We start from the raw sequence: 24405 nt of genomic DNA, 5'->3' as shown, positions 1-24405 counted from the left end.
ACGCGCTTGAACCAAAGCACTCCCTTGCCGAACGCCTCTCTGCTGAACCAGCTGTTACGGTTCACTCCCACGGCGCGCATGTTTTTCTCGGGAAATCTCTGTACCCTGACGCAGGGATCCGAGGCTGACGGCCTCAAGCAGGGGACGATGCACCTGCTGAGTCGCGGCGAGCTGCAACTGACGCGCAAGGGCTTTGCGCCGCTGAACGTGCGGGCGCCCAGCGTGCTGTTGCTTCCCCGCGCGTTGGAGCACTGGGTTCAGGGCTCAGGGCCGCAGGGGGTGGACCTGATGTGCGCCACCCTCAGTGAATTGGCGCCGCCGCTGGACATGATCTTGCCGGACGTCACGGTGATTGACTTGACCGCCACGTCATCGCTGCAGCGACCGGTAGAGCTGCTGTTCGAGGAGGCCGAGGCACGTGCTTTTGGTTATCGGGCAGCGATCGACCGCCTGCTGCAATACACCTTCGTGGTGCTTGTGCGTCACCTGATTGATCGGCAACTGCTGTCCGGCGGTGTGCTGGAGGCCATGGTCGACAGCCGTCTGGGTGTGGTGCTGTCCATGCTGCACGAATCGCCAGAGCACGACTGGACGCTTGACAGCATGGCGGAGCTGGCGCACCTGTCCCGGTCTGCCTTTGCCCTGCGCTTTGTCCAGGTGGTGGGCATACCGCCGTTGACCTACTTGACCCACTGGCGCATGGCGGTTGCCCGCAACCTACTCGCGCAAGGGCAGGCAGTGAAGGCGGTGGCCTCTCAGGTGGGCTACGGTAATGCCACCGCATTCGCGCGAGCGTTTCAACGGGCCTCGGGGCAATCGCCCAGCGCTTGGCAGATGGAGCATCTGAGTCAGCCGTAGGTCCATCGCGCCCTGGTTCTGGACGATCGGTGGCGTGATGCGGACGCCGAATGCCGTTGTGCTGTGCCGAACGGACCCGACTTCAGGTTCAATGCCTTGAGGCAGAACTTTGAAGGAGATCACGATGAACCCGAGCGAAAAAGCAGTCCTGGCCGGCGGTTGTTTCTGGGGCATGCAGGACCTGGTGCGCAAGCTGCCTGGCGTGTTGCGCACCCGTGTGGGCTACAGCGGCGGCGATGTGCCCAACGCCACCTACCGCAACCACGGCACCCACGCCGAGGCGTTGGAGGTGGAGTTCGACCCCACGCAGACGAGCTTTCGCGACCTGCTGGAGTTCTTCTTCCAGATCCACGATCCGAGCACCCCGGGGCGCCAGGGCAATGACCGCGGCAGCTCCTACCGTTCGGCCATCTTCTACACCTCGGACGAGCAGCTGGCCACGGCGCAGCAAACCATTGCCGATGTGAATGCCTCGGGTTTGTGGCCGGGCAAGGTGGTCACCGAGCTCGCGCCCGCGGGGCCGTTCTGGGAGGCCGAGCCCGAGCATCAGGACTACCTGGTCAAGCACCCCAACGGCTACACCTGTCACTACCCCCGCGCGGGCTGGAAGCTGCCGCGCCGCGAGATCGGCTGACGGTCAACGCTCAAGAACGGTGGGGGTCGGCGCGCCAGCGGGCGGGCCGACCCGGTGTGTCTGTTTTCTTCCTGAGGAGATGGTGATGCAATCCCAGTGCATTCAACGGGCGCCCGAGCTGCGGGTGCCGTGGTGGATCGACGGCGAAGGGCGCAGCATGGCACCGCTGAAGCTGGCCGATCTGGGCGACGGGTTCAAAGTGATCTTCTGCTTCCAGCACTGGTGTCCGGGCTGCCACAGCCATGGCTTTCCGACCCTGCAGAAGCTGATCAAGGCGTTGGGTGATCGCGGCTTCGCGTTTGCCGCGGTGCAGACCGTGTTCGAGGGCGTCGAGTCCAACACCTTCGAGCGCCTGCGCGAGACGCAGCTGCGCTACGGCTTGAACATTCCTTTCGGACACGACCCTGCGATCGGACGGGCGTCGTCGCTCATGGCCGACTACGGGACGCGGGGCACGCCGTGGTTTTTGGTGATCGATCCGCTGGATGAGGTGCTCTACAGCGACTTCGAGCTCGACGAGCGGCAGCTGATCGGGGCGTTCGGCGCTTCGAACGATGGTCTCAAGGCGGCCTGAAGCCATGCGTGCTTCCACACCAAAGTCCGTGTCGGAGCCGAAGACGCCGGGGACGGGCCCGGCGTTTCGGCTGCCGTTTGACAACAGCTTCTTCCGGGACATGCAGGGGTTCTATGTGCCTTGGAAGCCCGAGCCGTCCCCGGCCCCGGCCTGGGTGCAGTTCAACGACGCCCTGGCGCTGGAGCTGGGGCTGGAACCGGCGGTGCTGAAGTCTGCGACCGGTCTGGCGTGGCTGTCCGGCGTGGAAATGCCGGCTGAGGCGGCGCCGCTGGCGCAGGCCTACGCGGGGCACCAGTTCGGCCAGTTCTCGCCACACTTGGGGGATGGCCGCGCCTTGCTGCTCGGGGAACTCATCGACACGGCAGGACAGCGTCGGGACCTGGCCCTCAAGGGGTCGGGCCGTACGCCGTTTTCGCGCCGTGGCGATGGCAAGGCGGCAGCTGCGCGAGTACCTCATGGGCGAGGCCATGCACGCGTTGGGCATTCCCACGACGCGTGCGCTGGCGGTGATCCGGACCGGTGAGCGGGTGAACCGCGAGGGCTCGCCCCCCGGGGCGATCTTGGTGCGCGTGGCGGCCAGCCACTTGCGGGTGGGCACTTTTGAGTTCTTCGCGGCGCGGGAGGAGGAGGTGATGCTTCGGCGGCTGCTCGACTATGCCGTGGCGCGGCATGACCCCGCCCTCGCCAAGCTTTCCGACAAGCCCATTCCGATGCTGGAGGCCGTCTGTGAGCGGCAGGCGCAGCTGATTGCACGCTGGATGGGCGTGGGCTTCATCCACGGGGTGATGAACACCGACAACATGAGCATCTCGGGCGAGACCATCGACTATGGTCCGTGTGCGTTCATGGAGGGTTTCGATCCGGCCACGGTGTTCAGCTCGATCGACCGTCAGGGGCGATATGCCTACGGCCAGCAGCCGGCCATGGCGCAATGGAACCTGGCCCGTCTGGCCGAAGCGTTGCTGCCGGTTCTGGACGCCCGCGATATCGACGTCGTGGAACGGGTGGAACAGGTGGTGGCCGGGTTTGCCGTGCGCTTTGACCGGCATTGGACCGGGCAGCTGCGCGCCAAGCTGGGCTTGGCCGCTGAAGAGCCGGACGACCGCGCCCTGGCGGACGACTTCCTGCAGCTGCTGCAGCGGGAAAAGGTGGACTTCACGCTGGCGTTCCGCCTCCTGTCCGACGCCATCACGGGGCCGGATGCCGCACTGCACGACCTGTTCGGACGGGAGCGCCCGGCGCTCTCGGACTGGCTGGCGCGCTGGCGCCAGCGCATGGCCCGGGAGGGAAGGACCTTGCAGGACTGCGCCGCAACGGCGTGGTCGGTCAATCCCTTCGTGATCCCGCGCAATCACCAGGTGGAGGCGGCGCTGTCGAGTGCCGTGGACGAGGCCGACCTCGGTCCGTTCGAGCGCCTGCTGGCGGTGCTGGGGCGGCCGTACGAGACGGTGGAGTCCGCGCGGCCATTCACGCTGCCGGCCTCGCCCGAAGTGGCCGCAGCCCACCGCACCTTCTGCGGCACCTGATTGGGGTACCCAACGATTTCTGAAAGGAGACTTCGCATGACCACAATGAAACAGGAACCCGGTGTCCTTGGCGAGGCGGCCGCTCCCCTGGGTGTGACCCGGTGGGTGGACGCGTCGGGCCAGGCGCTGGAACACTTCGACCTGGACCGCATGCCCGGCCGGTTCAAGCTCATCTTCTGTTTTCAGGACGCCTGCCCGGGGTGCCATGCGACCGGCTTTCCGGCGCTTGCCCGGGTGGTCGACGCGTTTCGGGGGAGCGACTTCGTCGGGTTCGCCGCAGTCCAGACCGTGTTCGAGGACTTCGGTTCGAACACCTGGGAGCGCATGCTGGCCAATCACGCCCGCTACGCGCTGGGCATTCCCTTCGGGCACGACGCCGGTGACGAACAGGACGGCGCGGGTTCGGAGCTGATGCGCCGCTACCGCAACGGCGGCACACCCTGGTTCATTCTGATCGATCCCGATGGCAGAGTGGTCTACAACCATTTCCGAATCGACGCCGACAAGCTCGTCACCTTTCTCAAGCGGCTGGAAAACGAACCGGCGGCACCGGAGCCTGGGCCCGACATGTTGACTTGGAAAGGAGTGATTCAACTGGTGGAAACGGGCAACCCGACGCCACCGCGCCGAGTTGAGCGCAGCGAAGCCGAGTGGGCCCAACAGCTGACGCCCGAGCAGTTCCGAATCACGCGGCTCAAGGGCACCGAACGGGCGCACAGCTCCTCGATGTGTACGCTGTTTTCGCCCGGGATCTACCGGTGCGTGTGCTGCGGCACTGAACTATTCGATGCGTCGACCAAATATGACAGCCGCAGCGGCTGGCCCAGCTTCACGCAGGCCATTGCCCCGGGTCTGGTGGGCTATCACGGAGACAACAGCCACGGCATGGTGCGGGTGGAGACGACGTGCAACGTCTGCGACGCCCACCTGGGTCACGTGTTTCCCGACGGACCCAAGCCCAGCGGTCTGCGCTACTGCATCAACGCCCTGGCACTGGAGAAAGCATGAGCAGCGAAAAGGTAGGCTTCGCTGGCAGCAGCCAGGGTCTGCTGGTGGGTGTCTTGGAACGCCCGGACCATGCACCGTTACAAGCCCTGGCGGTGTTTGCCCACTGCTTTACCTGCGGAAAGAACTCTCTCGCCGCGACCCGCATCAGCCGGGCGCTGGCTCAGCAGGGCATCGCCACGCTGCGCTTTGATTTCACCGGTCTGGGCGAGAGCGAAGGCGACTTCGGGCGCGGTGGCTTTTCGTCCAGCGTGGCGGACATTGTGGCGGCGGTGCACTGGATGCAGAGCACGATCGGCATGCCTGCACTGTTGGTCGGACACAGCCTGGGGGGGACGGCGGCCATCGCGGCGGCTGCCCGCCTCGACGGCATACGGGCGGTTTGCACGCTGGGCGCACCCGCGACGGCCGACCATGTGCTTCGTCACTTCGGTCCGACCAAGTCCGAAGAGGATGGGCAGATCCAGGTCGACCTGGGCGGCCGGGCGTTCAGGATCGCGCCGGCCTTCATTGAAGAGCTCCAGGCCCAAGCCCACGAGAACCCGGTCAAGGGGCTTCGCGCGGCCTTGCTGGTTATGCACGCGCCAAGTGACGCGGTGGTGGACATCGGCGAGGCACAGGACCTGTTCAAGGCGGCCAGACATCCTAAGAGTTTCATCAGCCTGGACGATGCGGACCATCTGCTCACGCGCCCGGCCGATGCGCAGTATGCGGCTGACCTGATTGGCGCCTGGGCCTCGCGGTTTCTGCCGATGCGAGCCGAGCGAAACGATGCGCCGTCGGACCTTCGTGCGGGCGAGGTGTGGGTGGGGGAGCACGATCACGCCTTCTGGCGATCGATGCGAGCAGGTCCGCACCACCTCGACGCCGATGAGCCAAAGGAAGTGGGTGGTGGCGAACGCGGGCCCGATCCTTATGAACTTCTGCTGATGTCGCTGGGCGCCTGCACGTCCATGACATTGCGCCAGTACGCCAAGCGAAAAGGCTATGCGCTCAAGGATGTCCAGGTCAGGTTGCGTCATGAGCGCGCGCACGCGACCGATTGCCAGGAGTGCGGGGATCGCTCGGGACAGGTTGACCACGTCACGCGGCAGCTCCTGCTGAGCGGACCGTTGAGTGAAAGCCAGCGACAGGACCTGTTGCGCATCGCCGATCGTTGCCCCGTGCATCGAACGCTGGAGAACCATCCGGTGATCACCACCACACTGATTCGGGACTGATCCCAACCACACACAAACGAAGGAGACGGAGCATGAGAGCCATCTGGAAAGGCACCACCATCGCTGAGAGCGATGACATCGTGGAAGTTGAAGGCAACGCCTATTTCCCACTCGACGCGTTGCGCCCGGAACATTTCAAACCAAGCGATACGCACACCACCTGTCCATGGAAGGGGCGGGCCAGCTACTACGACGTGGTGGTCGGCGAAGACGTGAACGCTGACGCGGCGTGGTACTACCCGTCGCCCAAGGCTGGTGCGGAGGCGGTGACCGGCAGGGTGGCGTTCTGGCGCGGTGTCGAGGTGCGGCCATGAGCGGGGAACAGAGGTTCGACGCGATCGTGATCGGAGCCGGTCAGGCCGGTCCCTTTCTGGGCGCGACACTCGTTGCCCGGGGTATGAAGGTGGCGCTCATCGAGGAGCGTGACCTGGGTGGTACCTGTGTCAATCGGGGCTGCACCCCAACCAAGACCCTACGCAAGTCGGCTCGTGTGGCTCACATGGCGCGCCGGGCCAGCGAATTCGGTGTGCAAACCGGGTCGGTCCAGGTCAACTTCAGGGCAGCGATGGACGGATAGGCGTTTTAACCGCATGAGGCCAAGTATCGCACCGCGGAAGCGCCATCAAGCCGGCTGAGACACTCGATTTTCCCGCCCAGGTGTCAGGTTCACCACCAGGGTTTGGCGTTCAGGAGAGTGATTTGCGGCGCTCGGCGTGTACCGGGCGCAGAGCCAGTTCGCGGCAAGTCAAAATCGCCGCTTTGTTCATTCACCAACTGATGCGCTGATCGACCTCAAAGTCCGGTGCCGGTTGCGCCGCCAGGTCCCAGTCTGCTGGCTCGGTTTGCGCCCCGTCATCCATCTGCGCATCACTACAGTCATCCCACAGCGGTGGCCCGCGCGCCGGGGAGATGCGGGGTGGCTCTGAATCTGCCCCGATGTGGTCCAGGATGTGCCGGATGTCAGCGCTGTGCGTAATGAACGCGATGATGCGCATCTGCCCGCCACACAGCGGACACAAGAGGGGGAACACCTCGTAGATGCGGGCGATCAGCACCGCCCACAGGTAGTGCGCTGCACGCTTGGGCAGCACCGGCTCGCTCTGGGATGGCAGCGCGCTGCTCATCGGTACCACACCAGGCGCGCACTCCCCCGTGCTGATCGACGCGCCCAGCACGGGAGCGGCTTGCGCCGGTGTCGCCAGCGCCGTCACCGCAGCCCTGAGCGGCGAGTTGGGTGCCAACACGCCAAAATAGCGGTGCCGGTGGGTGCGTGGCGGGGGAACCAGCGCGGCAATGCGGTCGATCAGCTCCAGCGGTGTGAGGTGCAGCTCATCAACCTTGGCACCGCGCTTGTCGCTGGTGGGTTCGCTGCGCTGCTTGCCGCAGCGGTACACCAGTTTGCTTCCCTCTTTGCGTAGGCGCTCCATGGAAAACGGTGGACGCGCGCAATAGCGCAGCAGCCGCTCCAGCGCAGCGCGGTCGTGGGCTTCGATGCAGACACCGGCGTCCACCGAGAAGCCGCTGTGTTTGTAGCCCAGCATCTCTTTTGCCTCGAAGTTCTCCAGCAGGCCCCGAGCAACGAAGGCGCGCAGGATGCGTTTTTGCAGTGTGGTCTGCACTGGGGCCACGGTAGCCGCATCGATGCCGGTGGCCGCGTGAAAGATGACACCCGGCGATGAGATTCGAGGGGTCGCATCAGCATCGCCCTCGCCCTCCACTTCCTCAAACACCCCGTCCACCACACAAACGTGGAAGTGGACGTGTTCATTGAGGCTGGAGCCGAATCGGTGAATGAAGGCGATGGCACCGATGTGCAGGCCTGCCTTGTCCATATGGGCCGCACCGGGGCTGTGGGTCTGCAGAGTTTGTGCGATCACCCGCAGAAAGATGCGCAGCACCATGCTCAGCACCGCTCCGTCGCGCTGCATGAAGTAACGAAGCCGCTTGGGAACCGACAGCACCCACTGGCGCACCGGCAGGCGGGGGAATACGTGATCGTTCAGGTGCGCTGCTGTCTCCACCATGCGCCGGGTGGTGCACGAGGGGCAGACTCCCCGGCCTTTGCAGGAGAAGGCTACAAAGTAGTCGTGCCCACAGTCGCCGCAGCGAGCGCGGGCAAAGCCATGGGCAAAGATGCCGCACTCAAGATACTTGGCAAACGCTTTGCGCACGAAGGGCTTGGGGGTGTGGTGGTCGCCCTGGCCGTCGAACTGACCCGCGCTGGCCAACTCTAGCCAGGTCTCGTAGTGCTCGGCTACCGTTTGGTAGAGCAGCGTGCGTTCGGGGTGGCGTGGGTTGTAGAGCTTGGGCTTGGAAGTGGCTGACATGAATACTGTACAAATGCACAGTATTCTGCGGCGATTGTTTGGGTACGCAAAGCACAAGGCCCGAACCGTCGCCAGTTCGGGCCTTGTCAGGGTAGCTTGGCTGCGGACTTACTTGCGCGCAGGCGGCACGTCGGTGCAGCTGCCGTGGGCCACTTCGGCGGCCATGCCGATGCTTTCGCCCAGTGTGGGGTGCGGGTGGATGGTTTTGCCGATGTCCACTGCGTCCGCACCCATCTCAATGGCCAAGGCAATCTCGCCAATCATGTCGCCCGCATGGGTGCCGACAATGCCGCCGCCCAGGATGCGGTGGGTGTGCGCATCAAACAGCAGCTTGGTAAAGCCCTCGTCGCGGCCATTGGCAATGGCGCGGCCCGAGGCGGCCCAGGGGAACAGGCCTTTTTTGACCTGAATGCCTTGCGCCTTGGCTTGGTCTTCGGTCAGGCCCACCCAGGCCACTTCGGGGTCGGTGTAGGCCACGCTGGGAATCACGCGGGCGTTGAACGCGGCGGCGGCCAGTTCTTTGTTGCCCTGCAATTCCCCGGCGATGACTTCGGCCGCCACATGCGCTTCGTGCACCGCCTTGTGCGCCAGCATGGGCTGGCCCACGATGTCGCCAATGGCAAAGATGTGCGGCACGTTGGTGCGCATCTGGATGTTCACGTCGATAAAGCCCCGGTCGGTCACCGCTACACCGGCTTTATCAGCACCGATTTTTTTGCCGTTGGGCGTGCGGCCCACGGCTTGCAAGACCAGGTCGTAGGTGCCTTCGCTCTTCGTGCCGTCCAGGCCCTCGAACTGGACCTTGATGCCTTCGGGGGTGGCTTGGGCACCGACGGTTTTGGTTTTCAGCATCACCTTGTCAAAGCGGTGCTGGTTCATTTTTTGCCAGACTTTGACCAGATCGCGGTCCGCGCCTTGCATCAGGCCGTCCATCATCTCGACCACGTCCAGGCGTGCGCCCAGGGTGGAATAGACGGTGCCCATTTCCAGGCCGATGATGCCGCCGCCGACAATCAGCATCTTCTTGGGCACGCCTTGCAGCGCGAGGGCCCCCGTGGAATCGACGATGCGCGGATCATCAGGGAAGAAGGGCAGGTGCACGGCCTGGCTGCCTGCGGCGATGATGGCGCGCTTGAACGCCAACCAATCGACCACCTTTGGCGAAGACCCCGCCGCCATGGCCCGCAAGTGGGCGGATGCGGGCGCGCGCCGCCTGCACCTGGTGGACCTGAACGGCGCGTTTGCCGGCCAGCCCAAGAACAAGGCGGCCATCAAGGCCATCCTGGCCGAGGTGGGCGCCGACATTCCGGTGCAGCTGGGCGGCGGCATCCGCGACTTGGACACCATCGAGCGCTACATCGACGCCGGGCTGCGGTACGTCATCATCGGCACGGCCGCGGTGAAGAACCCCGGCTTTCTCAAGGATGCGTGCAGCGCGTTTGGCGGCCACATCATCGTGGGCCTGGACGCCAAGGACGGCAAGGTGGCCACCGACGGCTGGAGCAAGCTCACCGGCCACGAGGTGGTCGATCTGGCGCGCAAGTTCCAGGACTGGGGCGTGGAATCCATCATCTACACCGACATCGGCCGCGACGGCATGCTCTCGGGCATCAATATCGAGGCGACGGTCAAGCTGGCCCAGGCCCTCACCATCCCCGTGATCGCCTCGGGCGGACTGGCCGGCATCGCGGACATCGAGAAGCTCTGCGAAGTCGAAAGCGAAGGCGTGGAAGGCGTCATCTGCGGGCGCGCGATCTATTCCGGCGACCTGGATTTCGCAGCCGCGCAGCATCGCGCCGACGAGCTGAGCCTGGCCTGAGACCGGGCGGCCCCGGTGCTTTCACCCGGCGGCGTATGCGGCCGGGTCAGAACCAGCGGCTGGCCACCCAGTCGAAACGCACATCCAGCGGCAATTGGTGGATGTGGTAGGGCGCGGGCAACGGCTCCAGCGCCTGGAGTTTCACCACGATGGACGGCGTGCGCGGGGTCAGCGGCGACACGCGGTCGGCCGGCGGGCTTTGCGCCTCCATCATGAGCCCCACCACTTTCGCGCGCACCTTAATAATCTAGAGATATTATGATTAACAGCAGAATTATCGATAAAATCAAATAAGTATTGATATTATTAAAGCTCTTAAGATAATTTAACATTCGTCATTTCCCATAAGAATTTAATAAAATACTATATGGCTGACAGATAGATAAAAGACTAAGAAAAGAAAAGCAGACAAAAAAATACCATCGATAATAAAATTGGTTAAAAATGTTGCACGATGAAATTTAAATAAACTTGCAAAGCTAATAAATTAACACTTTTATATTCAAAAAAACTTAAATCACAAGTTAAGCTAATAAACAGTTTTAGCTATTTTAAATAAGCTCATTTTAAAAACCAAAATTTAGATTTATTGGTGATATAAAACTTTAAATCAATAGCTCCACTAACGCTCTTCACTTATTTATTTAAAATTTAGCGACGTAAAAAGACAATTAAGTATTTTTAGATAATGCTTGGAATCAATTCAATTCATCAAGTTTTAAAAAATAATTCCTTTTGTCAGGTCTATCATTTTTTAAATGCTTTAAAAATATTTTAGCAGTTTCCTCCGATGCATCCTCTCTTAGGCAACGTTCAACAAAGGATATATCTACAAATTCATCTGCTAACCCAGCACGGCCAAGATCTAAAAAATAAATTTCATTGAATTTATCTATAAAAATATTACTATCCGTGATATCGCCATGAGAAAAAACCAATCTTTCTTCAACACGAGTCTCAGTTAACTCATTCCATAGACTTAGGTAAGTTTTATGGTCTCCCCATAATTCAGCGTCAAAATCATCTTGATCTATATCGTCAAGGAGTTGGTTATCAATAAAAAATTTTGACTCTTTTAACCGATGATCAATGTTTGAAATAAATGGACAATCAATAATAGCAACTGAATTTAACAGATTGAGTGCCTCCTTATAGATAGCAAGCAATTCTTGGTCTGTTAAAAAAAGCGCTGAAATTGGTTTTGCATTGATCGCTTTAGTGATCATGAATTCAAACTGCTCATCCTGAAAAGTCATGATGAGTTCAGGCACCTTTAATTTCTCAGAGAGCCAACTCAACATTTTCGCTTCGCGAGAGACACTGTATGTGGTCTCTGTATATAAAGTGCTAGATCGCTTAAGAAAAAAAGTTTCATTATTTCGATTAAAAGAATAAACATCCGATGGCGACTGACCAATTTTATTTGGCTCTAAAACACTGTTTCCAATAAATTGTTGAATAATATTGGGCAATTCCATCAAGTTTTCCTTTTATTCAGCATTAAAACCCCGCAAATGCAAGGCCTAGTAAATAGATGATCTTAATTTGGTTCACTGTAGCAAAAATATAGCTTATTCCCTATAGATGGTCAATACTTCAAAATTTTGTCATCATCTTTCAATTGCATAAACTGTATTAGTCTTAATAAAGTCGGTTACAGTATTTCTCGACCGCAAAAACCTCAGGAATAAGCTAGAGCAGAATATTAGACAGCAGCAAGACCTCAGGATGCAGACAAATCGCGGAGGAGTTGCTCCAAATCCTGTTCGCCTACTTTTGTTTGAGCACCTGCCTGCAAGCCGCCACGAATGAGTTTTTCAGCAGCAGGACGCGCAAACAGACCAGCCCATGCTTTGTGCTCTCGAAGGAAGTCTTCGCTTAAATCCGCAGGTGGGATTGCTTTCTTTGCAGCGGCGATGACCCCTTCAGGTAAAGCAGCAATATTTGTGGCAATGCGATGAACAAAAGCATCTAACTCATTTGCCGGAAGCGCACGATTTACCCAACCATATCGTTCGGCTAGCAAAGCGTCAATCAGCTCAGCACCAAGAATTACCTCTAATGCACGCCCCCGTGTCATACGCTGTGAAAGATATTGAGTACCACCACCGCCAGGAATAATCCCCATCAATGCCTCGCATTGGGCGAGGCCAGCACGCCCAATCGCAGCAAATGCCATATCCACTGCTGTGACGAATTCAGCACCGCCACCACGCGCCAAGCCTTCGAGCTTAACAATCGTCACTTGCGGCTGTGCCTGAATCATCTCTCCTAAAGCCTGAAATGGATTCAATCCATTAGGTACATCTTTTGCGAACTGGTCAAAAGCGTTTGGCTCATCAATTAAGGTCATGTCTACATGAGCGATGAAAAACTCAGGATCGGCGCTTTGGAACACGATTACACGTGTTTGTGGGTCATCACGTACCTGAGTAAGAAAAGCTCGAATATCACTCATCAATGCAACATCCAATACATTAACTGGTGGATTGTTAATACTGACAGTCGCCACGCCTCGATCATACTCAATGTGAAGTGTAGAATAAGTTGGAATGGTCATCATATACCCTTGATTTTAGCTGTGTGCAATCATGGTATCCTATGTATACTTAGTGTCAATTACGCACCTTAAGCATCCTAAGTATCTTGGAGCATACCTATGAACCCACGGATAGGAAATTCAACCGCATGAGGCCAAGTAGCGTATAGGAAGTTCAAACGCCCTTTTCGGGCAGTCTGCTGGGTAGGCGGCGGTCGCGCAAGCCCCGTTTTGGGCACGGATCGGACGTCTGTGAGTGGGATTTCGGCATCGCGGGGCCACGCAGCGGCGTTGTCAGCAGCCATGCTTCGCTGATTCCCGACAGCGGGCCGAGCGCCGCCCTGCGGATCGTGGCCGCATCGGCTCGGATTCCGGTTTCGCCGTCGGCTGTGCAGCCGGCAGATCGTCACGCGGCTTGCACTGGCGGCGCGCGCGCTGCGGGCCTGTAGTGCGCTTCTTCCCGCGCGCCGTGCTTCTCGAAGTGGGCGAGGATGGCGCGGATGGCGGTGGGTTCCTCGATGCTGGCGACGATCCGCACGGTGCCACCGCAGTGGACGCAGGCGGTGACGTCGATGGAAAAGACCCGCTTGAGCCGTTGCGCCCAGCTCATCGCACGGCGCTTCTCCTCGGGGCTGCGCGGCGCGTCGTGGGCGCTGACGTCCACTGGCGCCGCATCGCCCGCAGGCCGCTTGCCGCGCCCCGAGGGCGTCAGCTGCGCACGCAGGTTTGCATTCGGGGCGAATACGCCGTGGAAGCGGGTGAGATGCGCGCGAGGTGGCGGGACCAGCGCCGCCAGCTTGGCGATGAAATCCACCGGATCCCATTCCACATGCGTGGTGCCATTGCGCCACGGGGTCTTGAGCTGGTAACGCACCCTGCCCTGGAGCGCTATCGACAGCCGCTTCTCGCTGATCGCCGGGCGCGTGATGTAGCGGCACAGCTTTTCCAGCTTGTGGCTTTCGTGTGCTTCGGCCGCCACGCCGGCATGCAGTGAGAAGCCGCCGACCTTGCCGGCTTCGCCCTCCAGCGAACCGGCGTCACCGGGCAGCGTTTGCAGCGTGACGACCTTGCAGCCAGCGTCGCGGCCGGTGGCGATGCGGTAGGTGATCGAACTCATCCGCAGCCCATCCATGCTGTCGTCGCCTGCAGCGCTGTCTGCCAGGAAGGCCGATTCGCCCTCCCCTTCGAGCCAGCCTTTGCGCGTCAGGTGCCGACACACCCGGTGCGCGATGGTAGCTGCCAGCTGGGTCAACTGCGCGGTGGTGGGCGCACGGGCGCGGTGCAGGCGCAGTTCGCGCCGCGGCAGCTCGGTGGCTTCCACGTACACGCCGTCGAGCCACAGCATGTGGAAGTGGATGTTCAGGTTCAGCGCGCTGCCGAAACGCTGGATCAGCGTCACCGCGCCGCACTGGGCGCTGGCGCGGTCGATGCCGGCTTGATCGGCCAACCAGCCGGCGATCACGCGCTGCACGATGCCCAGCACCGGGCCAATGGCTTCTGGCTTGCTGGCGAACAGGAAACGCAAGGGGTACGGAAAGCTCAGCACCCATTGCCGCACAGGCCGCGGGCCGAACACCTCCTCGACCAGGTGCCGCGCACTCTCGGCCATGCGTCGCGCGCCGCAACTCGGGCAGAACCCGCGCTTCTTGCAGGAGAAGGCCACCAGCCTCTCTGCACGGCAGTGCTCGCACACCACCCGCAGGAAGCCGTGCTCGAGTACGCCGCAACGCAGGTAGGCATCGAACGCCTCGCGGACATACCCGGGCAGCGAGCGGCCCTCCGCTTCGATCCGTGCAATGAAGTCCGGGTAGTGCGCCTCTACCAACGCGTACAGCAGCGTGCGCTCGGGCGCGTGGCGCGCGTACCGCGAACCGGTGTGGGCGGACGGCAGTGGCGCGCATCCCGCGGCTTGCCGCCGGGATGTGGCGAGGCGCGGCACGCAGCGCTCCGGTGCGGGGACGGCTGCTCAGTGTTGCGCCTGTGTTCGCACGTTCGTATCGGTGCGTTCTGATCTTCGCGTCAGACATTGCCGCGGCGCGGGCACAACAAAAAGCCCGGCATCGCTGCCGGGCTCCGGCCCCGTCCTTGGGGCCTTGATGTCGGGTCGTTGCCGGGATCGGACCGCGCTGGCGCGGTCCGGTTCCCTGACGACCGGGCCAACCGGATCAGAAATCCATGCCGCCCATGCCGCCCATACCGCCAGCACCCGGCATGGCCGGCTCTTCCTTCTTCGGCACTTCGGCCACGACCACTTCGGTCGTGATCGCAAGGCCGGCGACGGAAGCGGCGTGCTGCAGGGCCGAGCGGGTCACCTTGGTCGGGTCCAGGATGCCCATGGCGATCATGTCGCCGAACTCGCCGGTGGCGGCGTTGTAGCCGTAGCTGCCTTCGCCGGCCTTGACGTTGGCCACGATCACGCTCGGTTCTTCACCGGCGTTGGCCACGATGGCGCGCAGCGGGGCTTCCAGCGCACGGCGGGTGATGGCGATGCCCAGGTTCTGGTCTTCGTTGATGCCCTGCCAGGGCAGATCCGTGCACAGCACCTTGCCGTAGAAGAACAGCAAGGCCGCCAATGCCTGACGATGCGTGGAGACCGAAACCTTGCGCTCGTTCGCCAGCCAGGACAGAAATGCCTCGACTTCGCTGCTGCCCAAGGTTGCCGGGTGACGCACACCGTGGAAACGGATGAAGGCACGAACCCAGTGGACATAAGCCTGTTCGGTTGGTAAGCTGTAATGCAAGTAGCGTATGCGCTCACGCAACTGGTCCAGAACCTTGACCGAACGCAGCGGTGGTAACGGCGCAGTGGCGGTTTTCATGGCTTGTTATGACTGTTTTTTTGTACAGTCTATGCCTCGGGCATCCAAGCAGCAAGCGCGTTACGCCGTGGGTCGATGTTTGATGTTATGGAGCAGCAACGATGTTACGCAGCAGGGCAGTCGCCCTAAAACAAAGTTATGCCGCACTCACCCCCATGGAGTTTTGATGTTCAAACTTTTGAGTAAGTTATTGGTCTATTTGACCGCGTCTATCATGGCTATTGCGAGTCCGCTCGCTTTTTCCGTAGATTCTAGCGGTGAGTATCCGACAGTCAGCGAAATTCCGGTCGGGGAGGTCCGGCTTTACCAGATTGCCGATGGTGTTTGGTCGCATATCGCAACGCAGTCGTTTGATGGCGCAGTCTACCCGTCCAATGGTCTCATTGTCCGTGATGGTGATGAGTTGCTTTTGATTGATACAGCGTGGGGTGCGAAAAACACAGCGGCACTTCTCGCGGAGATTGAGAAGCAAATTGGACTTCCTGTAACGCGTGCAGTCTCCACGCACTTTCATGACGACCGCGTCGGCGGCGTTGATGTCCTTCGGGCGGCTGGGGTGGCAACGTACGCATCACCGTCGACACGCCGGCTAGCCGAGGTAGAGGGGAACGAGATTCCCACGCACTCTCTAGAAGGACTCTCATCGAGCGGGGACGCAGTGCGCTTCGGTCCAGTAGAACTCTTCTATCCTGGTGCTGCGCATTCGACCGACAACTTAGTTGTGTACGTCCCGTCTGCGAGTGTGCTCTATGGTGGTTGTGCGATTTATGAGTTGTCACGCACGTCTGCGGGGAACGTGGCCGATGCCGATCTGGCTGAATGGCCCACCTCCATTGAGCGGATTCAACAACACTACCCGGAAGCACAGTTCGTCATTCCGGGGCACGGCCTGCCGGGCGGTCTAGACTTGCTCAAGCACACAACGAATGTTGTAAAAGCGCACACAAATCGCTCAGTCGTTGAGTAGCAGGCAGATGCGGCATAAAACAAAGTTAGGCATCACAAAGTACAGCATCGTGACCAACAGCACCGATTCCGTCACACTGCGCCTCATGACTGAGCATGACCTTGCGATGCTCTATGAGTGGCTAAATCGATCTCATATCGTCGAGTGGTGGGGCGGAGAAGAAGCACGCCCGACACTTGCTGACGTACAGGAACAGTACTTGCCAAGCGTTTTAGCGCAAGAGTCCGTCACTCCATACATTGCAATGCTGAATGGAGAGCCGATTGGGTATGCCCAGTCGTACGTTGCTCTTGGAAGCGGGGACGGATGGTGGGAAGAAGAAACCGATCCAGGAGTACGCGGAATAGACCAGTCACTGGCGAATGCATCACAACTGGGCAAAGGCTTGGGAACCAAGCTGGTTCGAGCTCTGGTTGAGTTGCTGTTCAATGATCCCGAGGTCACCAAGATCCAAACGGACCCGTCGCCGAGCAACTTGCGAGCGATCCGATGCTACGAGAAAGCGGGGTTTGAGAGGCAAGGTACCGTAACCACCCCAGATGGTCCAGCCGTGTACATGGTTCAAACACGCCAGGCATTCGAGCGAACACGCAGTGATGCCTAACGAGTGCGTGTTTCAGATCGCCATAGCGCCGGGACCTAGTAAGCCAGACATCTCCGGAGCGGAACGCATCGCGCAGATGGAACAGCACCGCGATCTCCCATAGGCGAGCGTCGCCAGCCCTCTGGGCCCGAAGGTGGCGATGCCATTTCGAGCTGGGCCGCAAGAAGCTGGTCATCGCGGCATCGTTCAAACCGGTACGAAGGGCCGTCACCGCTTCCAGAAGCGGCAGTGCAACGGGCGCAGCTCGCAGATCGAGCAGGCGCAACATGCGTGGAGCGTATCGGCGGAAGCGGTGATAACCGTCGAGCACATGGTTGAGCGGATCGTCGGCCATGGTGGCGGTGAGCCTGGTTGCCATTGCAACAAGGGTTTTGAAGCCGTCCCACCCTGATCCGCTCGCGATGACGTCGCCCAGCGGCTGGCCATCATCCTGTGCATCGACCAGGGCGCCCCCGATCTCGGCGAAGGATTTCAGGGTGTCACGCACCACCCCCGCTTCGTCTGCGACCTTTGCATGGCAAATACGCTCCGAAGCACGGTAGAGACGGCCGACGATCCGGTCGTGGGTTTCGACCACTGCGTCGGCCAACATCGCCTGCCATTCCGAGACGCAAACAGCCAAGATCGCAAGCCGCCTGTCCTCCGGGAGATCGCGCATGCCGTCGGCATAATACCGTTCACCCTGCCTGCGCAGACGAGTCACCCGATGGGCAGGAACGCCGGCAAGCAGATCCTCGGGGAGATCGACGCGTTGCAGATATTCGAGCCGGTCGAGCAGCCGGTTGGCCGACGAAGAGTTCGAGCCAGGCTCGAACTGGCGCAGCCACACAAAACGGGTCACCCGATCATCAGCCGTCTCCTCGAGCAATGCCAGCAACTGTTCTCGGATCGACATAGGCAGACGAATGGCGATCCTCGTCTCGATGCGTCGCTCGGCATCGACGAGAGCCGCGGCACAAAGCCGCTCGATCGTGGATGTCGCGGGAAGGACAGTGCGGGTGCGTCGGCACTCGGCTACGAAGCGACGGGCGATATCCTCGTTCGACACCGCCATCTCGGCTTCTCGGAACAACCATTCCTTCAGCTCGCTCGCACCACGTCCGGAGAAGGTGCGGAAGCCGTAGAGCCCCCGTAACTCGGCAAGATGCTCGTGCCGTGTTTCCTCGCGGGCAGCATAGTCTACGAGATCGTCGGCACCCAGGCCAAGCTGCGCTCCGATAAATTCGATGACCTCTGCAGGGATCAGTTCGCCTGGAGCCAGCACCCGGCCGGGATAGCGCAGGACACACAATTGCAGGGCGAAGCCGAACCTGTTGTGAGCGCGCCGACGCAGCCTGATATGCCCAAGGTCTTCATCACTCAGCGTATAGTGCTTGAGCAAATCCGTCTGTGAAGTCGGCAAGCGCAACAGCGCGTCTTTCTGCCGATCGGTTAGAGTGACGCGACGCGGCATACATGTTCCTTTTTCAAAATCTGATAGCGTTCAAGACGCTTTGTTTATGAAGCTGGTTGAGATACATTTCCAGAGGTCAATGCAATCGTGGCCGAAGCGCCGCCTCAAACCAACGTTTGTGATACATGCTGATCGGATATGCCCGCGTCTCCAAAGCCGATGGCTCGCAGTCTCTCGACCTGCAGCACGACACCTTGCGCGCCGCAGGTGTCGAACGGGACAATATCTATGATGATCTTGCTTCCGGCGGTCGTGATGATCGCCCTGGCTTGACTGCCTGCCTCAAGTCATTGCGTGACGGCGATGTGCTGGTGGTCTGGAAGCTCGATCGCCTCGGACGATCGCTTGCCCATCTGGTCAACACGGTGAAGGAGCTGTCAGACCGCAAGATCGGCCTGCGGGTTCTGACTGGAAAGGGCGCTCAGATCGACACCACGACTGCGTCCGGTCGCATGGTGTTCGGAATCTTCGCCACCTTGGCCGAGTTCGAGCGGGATCTGATCCGAGAGCGCACCATGGCGGGTCTCGCCTCCGCGAGAGCGCGCGGTCGCAAGGGCGGACGAAAATTCGCGCTCACCAAAGCTCAGGTGCGTCTCGCGCAAGCCGCCATGGCCCAGCGCGATACTTCAGTTTCCGATCTCTGCAAGGAACTCGGCATCGAGCGCGTCACTCTCTACCGATATGTCGGTCCCAAAGGCGAGCTCAGAGACCATGGAAAGCATGTTCTCGGACTTACGTCGCAACTCGTTTCTTTTCGCAAGTTGAGCCACCTCCGCGCTTCATCAGAAAACTGAAGGAACCTCCATTGAATCGAACTAATATTTTTTTTGGTGAATCGCATTCTGACTGGTTGCCTGTCAGAGGCGGAGAATCTGGTGATTTTGTTTTTCGACGTGGTGACGGGCATGCCTTCGCGAAAATCGCACCTGCTTCCCGCCGCGGTGAGCTCGCTGGAGAGCGTGACCGCCTCATTTGGCTCAAAGGTCGAGGTGTGGCTTGCCCCGAGGTCATCAACTGGCAGGAGGAACAGGAGGGTGCATGCTTGGTGATAACGGCAATTCCGGGAGTACCGGCGGCTGATCTGTCTGGAGCGGATTTGCTCAAAGCGTGGCCGTCAATGGGGCAGCAACTTGGCGCTGTTCACAGCCTATCGGTTGATCAATGTCCGTTTGAGCGCAGGCTGTCGCGAATGTTCGGACGCGCCGTTGATGTGGTGTCCCGCAATGCCGTCAATCCCGACTTCTTACCGGACGAGGACAAGAGTACGCCGCAGCTCGATCTTTTGGCTCGTGTCGAACGAGAGCTACCGGTGCGGCTCGACCAAGAGCGCACCGATATGGTTGTTTGCCATGGTGATCCCTGCATGCCGAACTTCATGGTGGACCCTAAAACTCTTCAATGCACGGGTCTGATCGACCTTGGGCGGCTCGGAACAGCAGATCGCTATGCCGATTTGGCACTCATGATTGCTAACGCCGAAGAGAACTGGGCAGCGCCAGATGAAGCAGAGCGCGCCTTCGCTGTCCTATTCAATGTATTGGGGATCGAAGCCCCCGACCGCGAACGCCTTGCCTTCTATCTGCGATTGGACCCTCTGACTTGGGGTTGATGTTCATGCCGCCTGTTTTTCCTGCTCATTGGCACGTTTCGCAACCTGTTCTCATTGCGGACACCTTTTCCAGCCTCGTTTGGAAAGTTTCATTGCCAGACGGGACTCCTGCAATCGTCAAGGGATTGAAACCTATAGAAGACATTGCTGATGAACTGCGCGGGGCCGACTATCTGGTATGGCGCAATGGGAGGGGAGCAGTCCGGTTGCTCGGTCGTGAGAACAATCTGATGTTGCTCGAATATGCCGGGGAGCGAATGCTCTCTCACATCGTTGCCGAGCACGGCGACTACCAGGCGACCGAAATTGCAGCGGAACTAATGGCGAAGCTGTATGCCGCATCTGAGGAACCCCTGCCTTCTGCCCTTCTCCCGATCCGGGATCGCTTTGCAGCTTTGTTTCAGCGGGCGCGCGATGATCAAAACGCAGGTTGTCAAACTGACTACGTCCACGCGGCGATTATAGCCGATCAAATGATGAGCAATGCCTCGGAACTGCGTGGGCTACATGGCGATCTGCATCATGAAAACATCATGTTCTCCAGTCGCGGCTGGCTGGTGATAGATCCCGTCGGTCTGGTCGGTGAAGTGGGCTTTGGCGCCGCCAATATGTTCTACGATCCGGCTGACAGAGACGACCTTTGTCTCGATCCTAGACGCATTGCACAGATGGCGGACGCATTCTCTCGTGCGCTGGACGTCGATCCGCGTCGCCTGCTCGACCAGGCGTACGCTTATGGGTGCCTTTCCGCAGCTTGGAACGCGGATGGAGAAGAGGAGCAACGCGATCTAGCTATCGCGGCCGCGATCAAGCAGGTGCGACAGACGTCATACTAGATATCAAGCGACTTCTCCTATCCCCTGGGAACACATCAATCTCACCGGAGAATATCGCTGGCCAAAGCCTTAGCGTAGGATTCCGCCCCTTCCCGCAAACGACCCCTGAATGCCCGCAACGCCCGCGACAGGGACAGAAGGAACAGGCCGGTCAAACCGAGCGCCGCGATGACCCAATGCTCGCCGAGGAAAGCACCGGCGGTTGTGCCGGCCAGCACGACAGCGAGGATGGGCAGGTGGCAGGGGCAAGTCAGCACAGCCAGTCCGCCCCACAGGTAGCCGGTGATCGGTTTGTGCGTCTCGGACGGCAAGCGCTCGGGGTTGTTCATGGCAGACTCTCCGCGTGCTGTGCCGGCTCGGTCGGCAGGGTGGCCAACTGCACTTCCAGATCGGCCAACGCTTCGCGCCGACGCTCGACGAACTGACGCAGCAGGGCAAGCTGCGCGGCCGCTTCGTCGCCGTCCGCCGCATCCAGCGCCCGGCACAGCCGCGCCAGCGCGTCGAGGCCGATGCCCGCCTCGAAGGCCGCCCGCACGAAGCACAGCCGTTGCAAGGCGGCGTCATCGAACAAGCCGTAGCCGCCTGGTGTGCACGCCACCGGGCGCAGCAATCCGCGCAGCAGGTAGTCGCGCACGATATGCACGCTCACCCCGGCATCAAGAGCCAGCCGGGACACCGTGTAGGCGTTCATTGAACACCTCCTTTTTCTCACCCGGCGCAGCAGGAAAGCTGCTTCACATCCTTGTTGAAGGTCTGCGCCGCGAGCTTCAACCCCTCGACCATCGTCAGGTAGGGGAACAACTGGTCGGCCAGTTCCTGCACCGTCATGCGGTTGCGAATGGCCAGAGCCGCCGTCTGGATCAGTTCACCCGCTTCCGGCGCGACCGCCTGTACGCCGATCAGCCGATGGCTGCCTTCCTCGATAACCAACTTGATGAAGCCGCGTGTGTCGAAGTTGGCGAGCGCACGCGGCACGTTGTCCAAGGTCAAGGTGCGGCTGTCGGTCTCGATCCCGTCGTGGTGGGCTTCCGCCTCGCTGTAGCCCACGGTCGCCACTTGCGGATCGGTGAACACCACGGCCGGCATTGCGGTCAGGTCGAGCGCCGCATCGCCGCCGGTCATGTTGATCGCGGCACGGGTGCCGGCCGCTGCCGCCACATAGACGAACTGCGGCTGGTCGGTGCAGTCGCCGGCCGCGTAGATGTTCGGGTTGCTCGTGCGCATGCCTTGGTCGATGGCGATGGCACCTTGCGCATTGACAGTGACCCCCGCTGCGTCCAGCGCGAGGCTGCGCGTGTTCGGTGTCCGACCGGTGGCAACCAGCAGTTTGTCGGCGCGCAATTCACCGTGCGTGGTGGTCAGCACGAATTCACCGTCCATATGGGCGACCTGGCTGGCTTGCGTGTGCTCCAGCACCTCGATGCCCTCGGCACGGAAAGCGGCTGTCACCGCCTCGCCGATGGCCGGGTCTTCACGGAAGAACAAGGTATTGCGCGCCAGGACCGTGACCTTGCTGCCCAGCCGGGCAAAGGCTTGCGCCAGCTCCAGCGCCACCACCGACGAGCCGATTACGGCAAGGCGTTCGGGAATGGTGTCGCTCGCCAGGGCCTCGGTGGAAGTCCAGTAGGGTGACTCTTTCAAGCCCGGAATCGGCGGGACCGCCGGGCTGGCACCCGTGGCGACCAGGCAGCGGTCGAACATCACGACGCGCTCGCCACCCTCGTTCAAACGGACGGTAAGGCTCTGGTCGTCCTTGAAGCGCGCCTCACCGTGCACAACGGTGATGGCCGGATTACCGCCCAGGATGCCTTCGTACTTGGCGTGCCGCAGTTCGTCGACGCGGGCCTGCTGCTGGGCCAGCAGCTTACTGCGGTCAATCGTAGGCACAGTTGCCGCAATACCGCCATCGAACGGGCTTTCCCGGCGCAGATGGGCGATGTGGGCGGCGCGGATCATGATCTTGGACGGCACACAGCCGACATTGACGCAGGTGCCGCCGATGGTGCCGCGCTCGATCAGCGTGACCTGCGCGCCTTGCTCGACGGCTTTCAGCGCCGCCGCCATCGCGGCTCCACCGCTGCCAATGACCGCTACCTGCACCGGGGGCTCGTTGCCACTGTGCTTTTCGGCGGCGGCCATCCATCCCCGCACCTTGTCGAGCAGTCCGACGCGGTTGTCCGCCAGTGGCGCATCGGCTAGCGTTGCCTTGTAGCCCAGTCCGGCCACGGCGGCAGTCAGCGCGTCCGGCGATGTGCCCGGCACGATGGCGAGTTGCGCTGTGCCCTTCGGATAGGACACCAGCGCCGACTGCACGCCTGGCACTTTTTCCAGCGCTTCCTTGACGTGCGCCGCGCACGAGTCGCAAGTCATGCCGGTGATTTTTAGATGGGTCATGCAACAGATCCTTTATCGTTTGTGGCGCCAGACAATGACGTCCGTTGTGCTGCGGTGCCGTTTTCAGTGACTCACTGCTTGACGCTGGACGGATAGCCCGCGTCTGCGGTTGCCTTGGTCAGCTTCTGCACGCTGGTCTTGGCATCGTCGAAGGTGACGACCGCTTGGCGTGTCTCGAAAGTCACGTCAACTTTGCTGACGCCTTCGACCTTGGAAATCGCCTTCTTGACAGTGATCGGGCAGGCGGAGCAGGTCATGCCCGGTACGGACAGCGTGACGGTCTGGGTGGCGGCCCAGACGGGGGCAACAACGGCGGCGAGGGCGAGGGAGGCAAACAGTTTCTTCATGGTGAACTCCGATCAGTAGAAAAATGGCATGACGTAGGGAAATCCGAGCGCGACCAGAACCAGCGCGGCCACGATCCAGAAAATGAGCTTGTAAGTAGCTCGCACTTGGGGAATCGCGCAGACCTCACCCGGTTTGCAGGCCGCTGCCTGCCGGTAGATGCGCCGCCAGGCGAAGAACAACGCCACCAGCGCCACGCCGATAAAGATGGGGCGATAGGGTTCCAACACCGCCAAGTTGCCGATCCAAGCGCCGCTGAACCCCAAGGCGATCAGAACCAACGGCCCGAGGCAGCAAGCCGAGGCGAGGATGGCGGCAAGCCCTCCAGTGAAGAGCGCGCCGCGCCCGGTTTTTGGTTCAGACATGCGCTTGTCCTTTCGAATTGAAATTGGATAGCGTAACCTTACTTCCGTACTCATGTACGGAGTCAAGCGATATGGAAAACAATTTGGAGAACCTGACCATTGGCGTTTTCGCCAAGGCGGCCGGGGTCAATGTGGAGACCATCCGTTTCTATCAGCGCAAGGGCTTGTTGCTGGAGCCTGACAAGCCCTATGGCAGCATCCGCCGCTATGGCGAGGCGGATGTAACGCGGGTGCGCTTCGTGAAATCAGCCCAGCGGCTGGGCTTCAGCCTGGATGAGATCGCCGAGCTGCTGCGGCTGGAGGATGGCACCCATTGCGAGGAAGCCAGCAGTCTGGCCGAGCACAAGCTCAAGGACGTGCGCGAGAAAATGGCTGACCTGGCGCGCATGGAGGCCGTGCTGTCTGAGTTGGTGTGCGCCTGCCATGCGCGAAGGGGGAACGTTTCCTGCCCGCTGATCGCGTCACTACAGGGTGGAGCAAGCTTGGCAGGTTCGGCTATGCCTTAGCGTGC

At 60.6% G+C, this 24405-nt stretch carries 25 protein-coding genes and 4 pseudogenes; 15 read left to right on the top strand and 14 right to left on the bottom strand.

The genetic code is table 11. The features are described from left to right. The first annotated feature begins 6 nt into the window (after positions 1-6). The 8 genes and pseudogenes from VQ065_RS07235 (at position 7) to VQ065_RS07200 (ending at position 6394) form a co-directional block, all read left to right on the top strand. Entirely contained in the window at positions 7-858 is an 852-nt protein-coding gene (locus VQ065_RS07235; RefSeq protein WP_052157284.1) for an AraC family transcriptional regulator, read from the top strand. Positions 859-982: 124 nt separating this feature from the next. After that, entirely contained in the window at positions 983-1492 is a 510-nt protein-coding gene (gene msrA, locus VQ065_RS07230; RefSeq protein ID WP_008652077.1) for a peptide-methionine (S)-S-oxide reductase MsrA, read from the top strand. An 85-nt stretch (positions 1493-1577) separates the two neighbouring features. Continuing rightward, the gene (locus VQ065_RS07225) at positions 1578-2066 is read left to right on the top strand and encodes a peroxiredoxin family protein (protein WP_008647316.1); all 489 of its coding nucleotides are present in this window, start codon (positions 1578-1580) and stop codon (positions 2064-2066) included. Beyond that, positions 2047-3592, top strand: a pseudogene (locus VQ065_RS07220) (protein adenylyltransferase SelO). Before VQ065_RS07225 ends, VQ065_RS07220 begins: the two are co-directional and overlap by 20 nt. 567 nt (positions 3593-4159) lie before the next feature. Next, positions 4160-4600 carry a peptide-methionine (R)-S-oxide reductase MsrB gene (gene msrB, locus VQ065_RS07215; protein WP_034054008.1) on the top strand — a complete coding sequence of 147 codons (441 nt, stop codon included), beginning with the start codon at positions 4160-4162 and terminating at the stop codon, positions 4598-4600. Then, the gene (locus VQ065_RS07210; RefSeq protein WP_008647313.1) at positions 4597-5817 is read left to right on the top strand and encodes a bifunctional alpha/beta hydrolase/OsmC family protein; all 1221 of its coding nucleotides are present in this window, start codon (positions 4597-4599) and stop codon (positions 5815-5817) included. The genes msrB and VQ065_RS07210 overlap by 4 nt, the downstream gene beginning before the upstream one ends. A 32-nt stretch (positions 5818-5849) precedes the next feature. Then, positions 5850-6131 (top strand): DUF427 domain-containing protein, encoded by a 282-nt coding sequence (locus VQ065_RS07205; RefSeq protein ID WP_008647312.1) that lies wholly within the window; start codon positions 5850-5852, stop codon positions 6129-6131. Beyond that, a complete protein-coding gene (locus VQ065_RS07200; RefSeq protein ID WP_340080379.1) occupies positions 6128-6394 on the top strand; it encodes an FAD-dependent oxidoreductase in 267 nt (88 codons plus the stop codon). Before VQ065_RS07205 ends, VQ065_RS07200 begins: the two co-directional genes overlap by 4 nt. Positions 6395-6584: 190 nt before the next feature. Here VQ065_RS07200 and VQ065_RS07195 read toward each other — a convergent pair whose 3' ends face one another. Beyond that, positions 6585-8144: a transposase gene (locus VQ065_RS07195; protein ID WP_340080378.1), complete on the bottom strand. Its 1560-nt coding sequence runs from the start codon at positions 8142-8144 to the stop codon at positions 6585-6587. 108 nt (positions 8145-8252) lie between these two features. Further along, a complete protein-coding gene (locus tag VQ065_RS07190) occupies positions 8253-9287 on the bottom strand; it encodes a dihydrolipoyl dehydrogenase family protein (RefSeq protein WP_445262788.1) in 1035 nt (344 codons plus the stop codon). Between VQ065_RS07190 and VQ065_RS07185 the strand changes: the two genes are divergently transcribed. Continuing rightward, positions 9268-9963 carry a 1-(5-phosphoribosyl)-5-[(5-phosphoribosylamino)methylideneamino] imidazole-4-carboxamide isomerase gene (locus tag VQ065_RS07185; protein WP_445262787.1) on the top strand — a complete coding sequence of 232 codons (696 nt, stop codon included), beginning with the start codon at positions 9268-9270 and terminating at the stop codon, positions 9961-9963. The genes VQ065_RS07190 and VQ065_RS07185 overlap by 20 nt on opposite strands. A 46-nt stretch (positions 9964-10009) precedes the next feature. Here VQ065_RS07185 and VQ065_RS07180 read toward each other — a convergent pair whose 3' ends face one another. The 6 genes and pseudogenes from VQ065_RS07180 to intI1 form a co-directional block, all read right to left on the bottom strand. Next, complete coding sequence (locus tag VQ065_RS07180) at positions 10010-10177, bottom strand: hypothetical protein (RefSeq protein WP_340080376.1); 168 nt, start codon at positions 10175-10177, stop codon at positions 10010-10012. Between the two features lie 484 nt (positions 10178-10661). Next, positions 10662-11441, bottom strand: coding sequence for an APH(3')-VI family aminoglycoside O-phosphotransferase (locus tag VQ065_RS07175; RefSeq protein WP_002011642.1), 780 nt, complete (start codon positions 11439-11441; stop codon positions 10662-10664). Between the two features lie 245 nt (positions 11442-11686). After that, on the bottom strand, positions 11687-12526 hold the full coding sequence (locus VQ065_RS07170) for an enoyl-CoA hydratase/isomerase family protein (RefSeq protein WP_225470131.1): 840 nt from the start codon (positions 12524-12526) through the stop codon (positions 11687-11689). A 382-nt stretch (positions 12527-12908) separates the two neighbouring features. Next, positions 12909-14393, bottom strand: coding sequence for an IS91-like element ISCR3 family transposase (locus VQ065_RS07165; protein WP_022742855.1), 1485 nt, complete (start codon positions 14391-14393; stop codon positions 12909-12911). Between the two features lie 274 nt (positions 14394-14667). Next, positions 14668-15021 (bottom strand): annotated as a pseudogene (locus VQ065_RS07160) (TCP-1/cpn60 chaperonin family protein); the annotation flags it as partial. After that, a pseudogene (intI1, locus tag VQ065_RS07155) lies at positions 15022-15321 on the bottom strand (class 1 integron integrase IntI1); the annotation flags it as partial. A 166-nt stretch (positions 15322-15487) separates the two neighbouring features. Between intI1 and VQ065_RS07150 the strand changes: the two are divergent. Continuing rightward, positions 15488-16288, top strand: a complete 801-nt coding sequence (locus tag VQ065_RS07150) for a subclass B1 metallo-beta-lactamase VIM-2 (RefSeq protein WP_003108247.1) — start codon at positions 15488-15490, stop codon at positions 16286-16288. Positions 16289-16295: 7 nt separating this feature from the next. After that, positions 16296-16892, top strand: a complete 597-nt coding sequence (aac(6')-Ib, locus tag VQ065_RS07145; RefSeq protein ID WP_445262786.1) for an AAC(6')-Ib family aminoglycoside 6'-N-acetyltransferase — start codon at positions 16296-16298, stop codon at positions 16890-16892. Here the strand turns inward: aac(6')-Ib and VQ065_RS07140 are convergent. Continuing rightward, positions 16891-18345 (bottom strand): annotated as a pseudogene (locus VQ065_RS07140) (DUF4158 domain-containing protein); the annotation flags it as partial. The gene aac(6')-Ib and the pseudogene VQ065_RS07140 sit on opposite strands and share 2 nt — an antisense overlap. Before the next feature lie 125 nt (positions 18346-18470). Here VQ065_RS07140 and VQ065_RS07135 point away from each other — a divergent pair. The 3 genes from VQ065_RS07135 to VQ065_RS07125 are packed head-to-tail and all read left to right on the top strand — an operon-like array spanning position 18471 to position 20790. Continuing rightward, positions 18471-19139: a recombinase family protein gene (locus VQ065_RS07135; RefSeq protein ID WP_023434504.1), complete on the top strand. Its 669-nt coding sequence runs from the start codon at positions 18471-18473 to the stop codon at positions 19137-19139. 11 nt (positions 19140-19150) lie between these two features. Next, positions 19151-19954 carry an aminoglycoside O-phosphotransferase APH(3'')-Ib gene (gene aph(3'')-Ib, locus VQ065_RS07130; RefSeq protein ID WP_001082319.1) on the top strand — a complete coding sequence of 268 codons (804 nt, stop codon included), beginning with the start codon at positions 19151-19153 and terminating at the stop codon, positions 19952-19954. Beyond that, entirely contained in the window at positions 19954-20790 is an 837-nt protein-coding gene (locus tag VQ065_RS07125) for an aminoglycoside O-phosphotransferase APH(6)-Id (RefSeq protein ID WP_000480968.1), read from the top strand. Before aph(3'')-Ib ends, VQ065_RS07125 begins: the two co-directional genes overlap by 1 nt. A gap of 41 nt (positions 20791-20831) precedes the next feature. Here the strand turns inward: VQ065_RS07125 and merE are convergent, their stop codons facing one another. The 5 genes from merE to merT all read right to left on the bottom strand — a co-directional run bounded on the left by merE (position 20832) and on the right by merT (position 23894). Continuing rightward, entirely contained in the window at positions 20832-21119 is a 288-nt protein-coding gene (gene merE / locus VQ065_RS07120) for a broad-spectrum mercury transporter MerE (protein WP_050484830.1), read from the bottom strand. Next, a complete protein-coding gene (gene merD / locus VQ065_RS07115) occupies positions 21116-21481 on the bottom strand; it encodes a mercury resistance co-regulator MerD (RefSeq protein WP_000995360.1) in 366 nt (121 codons plus the stop codon). The genes merE and merD overlap by 4 nt, the downstream gene beginning before the upstream one ends. 17 nt (positions 21482-21498) lie before the next feature. After that, positions 21499-23184, bottom strand: a complete 1686-nt coding sequence (gene merA / locus VQ065_RS07110) for a mercury(II) reductase (protein WP_003158917.1) — start codon at positions 23182-23184, stop codon at positions 21499-21501. Positions 23185-23255: 71 nt separating this feature from the next. Beyond that, complete coding sequence (gene merP / locus VQ065_RS07105) at positions 23256-23531, bottom strand: mercury resistance system periplasmic binding protein MerP (RefSeq protein ID WP_003131987.1); 276 nt, start codon at positions 23529-23531, stop codon at positions 23256-23258. A 12-nt stretch (positions 23532-23543) separates the two neighbouring features. Next, positions 23544-23894, bottom strand: a complete 351-nt coding sequence (gene merT, locus VQ065_RS07100; protein ID WP_003131974.1) for a mercuric ion transporter MerT — start codon at positions 23892-23894, stop codon at positions 23544-23546. 71 nt (positions 23895-23965) lie between these two features. Here merT and VQ065_RS07095 point away from each other — a divergent pair, with 71 nt between their 5' ends. Beyond that, positions 23966-24400, top strand: coding sequence for a mercury resistance transcriptional regulator MerR (locus VQ065_RS07095; RefSeq protein WP_003131969.1), 435 nt, complete (start codon positions 23966-23968; stop codon positions 24398-24400). Positions 24401-24405 lie beyond the last annotated feature (5 nt).

The sequence above is a fragment of the Pseudomonas sp. KBN10P06128 genome, assembly GCF_037574945.1.
GTDB lineage: Bacteria > Pseudomonadota > Gammaproteobacteria > Pseudomonadales > Pseudomonadaceae > Pseudomonas > Pseudomonas aeruginosa.
Note: the sequence above shows the minus strand (reverse complement) of the source record. Positions and strands in the feature narration are given on the sequence as shown.